We start from the raw sequence: 2,939 nt of genomic DNA, 5'->3' as shown, positions 1-2,939 counted from the left end.
GGCGTGGGCGCCGCGGCGGGCGTGGGCGCGGCAGCGGGCGTGGGCGCGGCAGCGGGCGCTGCATTCGCGGCTGCCGCCGCTCCTACAGAGGACGCCGCTTCGATCTTGATCAGCACCGTGCCTTCGGCGACCTTGTCGCCGATGCCGACCAGCACTTCCTTCACCACGCCGGCGGCCGAGGAGGGCACGTCCATCGTGGCCTTGTCGGACTCCAGCGTCGCGATCGCGTCATCCACCGCGATCGTGTCGCCCACCTTCACGAACAGCTCGATCACCGGCACCGCGTCGAAATCGCCGATGTCGGGCACTTTCACTTCAATGAGTTGGCTCATGTTCTCAGTCTCCTTGCGCGCTCAGACCGACATCGGGTTCGGCTTGGACGGGTCGAGCTGGTACTTGACCATCGCCGCGGCGACCTTGTCGCGGCCGATCGTGCCCGCGTCGGCCAGCGCCTTCAACGCCGCCAGCGTCACCCAGTGGCGATCCACCTCGAAGAAGTGGCGCAGCTGCTCGCGGGTGTCGGAGCGCCCGAAGCCGTCGGTGCCCAGCGTGACGAAGCTGCGGTCGAGCTGCGAGCGGATCTGCTCGGGGAACATGCGGATGTAGTCGGTGGCGGCGACGATCGGACCCTCGAAGCCGGCGAGCTTTTGCTGCACGTGGGTCTTCTTCGGCGCTTCCATCGGGTGCAGCAGGTTCCAGCGCTCGACGTCGTGGCCGTCGCGGGCGAGCTCGTTGAAGCTGGGCGCGCCCCAGAGGTCGGACTCCACGCCCCAGTCGGCCTTCAACAGCTCGGCGGCGGCGATCACCTCGCGGAAGATCGTGCCCGAGCCCATCAGCTGCACGCGCGGCGCCGCGGCCTCGCCGCCCTTGCGGAACAGGTACAGGCCCTTGAGGATGTCAGCTTCGGCGCCGGCGGGCATCTCGGGATGTTCGTAGTTCTCGTTCATCACCGTGATGTAGTAGTACACGTCCTCCTGCTCGGCGAACATGCGGCGCAGGCCGTCCTGCACGATCACCGCGACCTCGTACTGGAAGGTCGGGTCGTAGCTCACGCAGTTGGGGATCATGTTGGCCATGATCAGGCTGTGGCCGTCCTCGTGCTGCAGGCCCTCGCCGTTCAGGGTCGTGCGCCCGGCCGTGCCCCCGATCAGGAAGCCGCGCGTGCGCTGGTCGGCGGCCGCCCAGCACAGGTCCATGGTGCGCTGCAGGCCGAACATCGAATAAAAGATGTAGAACGGGATCATCTGCACGTTGTGCACGCTGTAGGCGGTGCCCGCGGCGATCCAGTCGGCCATCGCGCCGGCCTCGTTGATGCCCTCCTGCAGCACCTGGCCGGTCTTGCTCTCCTTGTAGAACATGAGCTGGTCATGGTCTTCGGGCACGTAGTTCTGGCCCTGCTGGTTCCAGATGCCGTACTGGCGGAACATGCCCTCCATGCCGAAGGTGCGGCTCTCGTCCGGGACGATCGGCACGACGTGGCGGCCGATCTGCTTGTCCTTCAGGAGCGTGTTCATGATGCGCACCACCGCCATGGTGGTCGACAGCTCGCGACCCTCGCCCGAGGCCTTGAGCAGCGCGGCGAAGGCGTCCAGGCCGGGGATCTCGAGCGCGGCGGCCTTGCGCCGGCGCTGCGGCAGGAAGCCGCCCAGGTCCATGCGGTGCTTGAGCAGGTACTTGTGCTCGGGCGAGTCCTCGGCGAACCTCAGGTAGGGCAGCGCCTCGAGCTGGTCGTCGGGCACCGGCAGGCCGAAGCGGTCGCGGAAGCGCCGGATCGCCTCGACGTCCATCTTCTTTTGCTGGTGGCTGATGTTCATCGCCTCGCCGGCCTGGCCCATGCCGAAGCCCTTGATCGTCTTGGCCAGGATCAGCGTGGGCTGGCCCTTGTGCTCGGAGGCGGCCTTGTAGGCGGTGTAGATCTTGAACAGATCGTGGCCGCCGCGGTTCAGGTTCCACACCTGCTCGTCGGTCCAGTCGGCCACCAGCGCGCGCAGCTCGGGCGTGTTGAAGAAGTGCTCGCGCACGTACGCGCCGTCCTTGGCCTTGAAGGTCTGGTACTCGCCGTCGCACAGCGCCATCATGCGCTGCTTGAGCAGGCCCTTCTTGTCGCGGGCGAAGAGCGCATCCCAGTGCGTGCCCCACACTACCTTGATGACGTTCCAGCCCGCGCCGCGGAACTCGGACTCGAGCTCCTGGATGATCTTGCCGTTGCCGCGCACCGGGCCGTCCAGGCGCTGCAGGTTGCAGTTGATCACGAACACGAGGTTGTCCAGGCCCTCGCGGCCGGCCATGCCGATCGCGCCCAGCGACTCGACCTCGTCGGTCTCGCCGTCGCCCAGGAAGGCCCACACCTTCCTCTGCTCGGCGCGCGCGGCGTCGATCAGGCCGCGGCTGGCCAGGTACTTCATGAAGCGCGCCGAGTAGATCGCGCACAGCGGGCCCAGGCCCATCGACACCGTGGGGAACTGCCAGAAGTCCGGCATCAGCCAGGGGTGCGGATAGGACGAGATGCCCTTGCCGCCCACTTCCTGGCGGAAGCTGTCCATCTGCGCTTCGGTGAAGCGGCCCAGCATGTAGGCGCGCGCATACACGCCCGGCACCGAGTGGCCCTGGAAGTAGATCAGGTCGCCGTCGTGCGCCTCGGAGGGCGCGTGCCAGAAGTGCGAGAAGCCCACGTCGTAGAGCGCCGCAGCCGAGGCGAAGGAGGCGATGTGCCCGCCCACGTTGGTGTCCTTGTTCGCCCGCACCACCATCGCCATCGCGTTCCAGCGGATGTACGAGTGGATCTTGATCTCCATGTCCGGGTCGCCCGGGTAGGGCGGCTGGCGCTCGGCCGGAATGGTGTTGATGTACTCGGTCGTCGCCGAGTAGGGGATGTTCACCCCTTCCTGGCGCGCCGTCGCGATCAGGGTCTCGATCAGGTAGTGGGCGCGCTCGGGGCC

General features: G+C 67.4%; 2 protein-coding genes. Both read right to left on the bottom strand.

All coding sequences use genetic code 11. From position 1 onward, the window contains the following. The coding region (locus tag C667_RS21770) for a biotin/lipoyl-containing protein (RefSeq protein WP_004384803.1) at positions 1–332 on the bottom strand (332 nt) is incomplete at its 3' end. A gap of 21 nt (positions 333–353) precedes the next feature. Next, the coding region (gene aceE, locus C667_RS21765; protein ID WP_004384801.1) for a pyruvate dehydrogenase (acetyl-transferring), homodimeric type at positions 354–2,939 on the bottom strand (2,586 nt) is incomplete at its 5' end.

The organism is Thauera phenylacetica B4P, from assembly GCF_000310225.1.
Lineage (GTDB): Bacteria > Pseudomonadota > Gammaproteobacteria > Burkholderiales > Rhodocyclaceae > Thauera > Thauera phenylacetica.
This window is presented reverse-complemented; position numbering and strand designations above follow the sequence as displayed.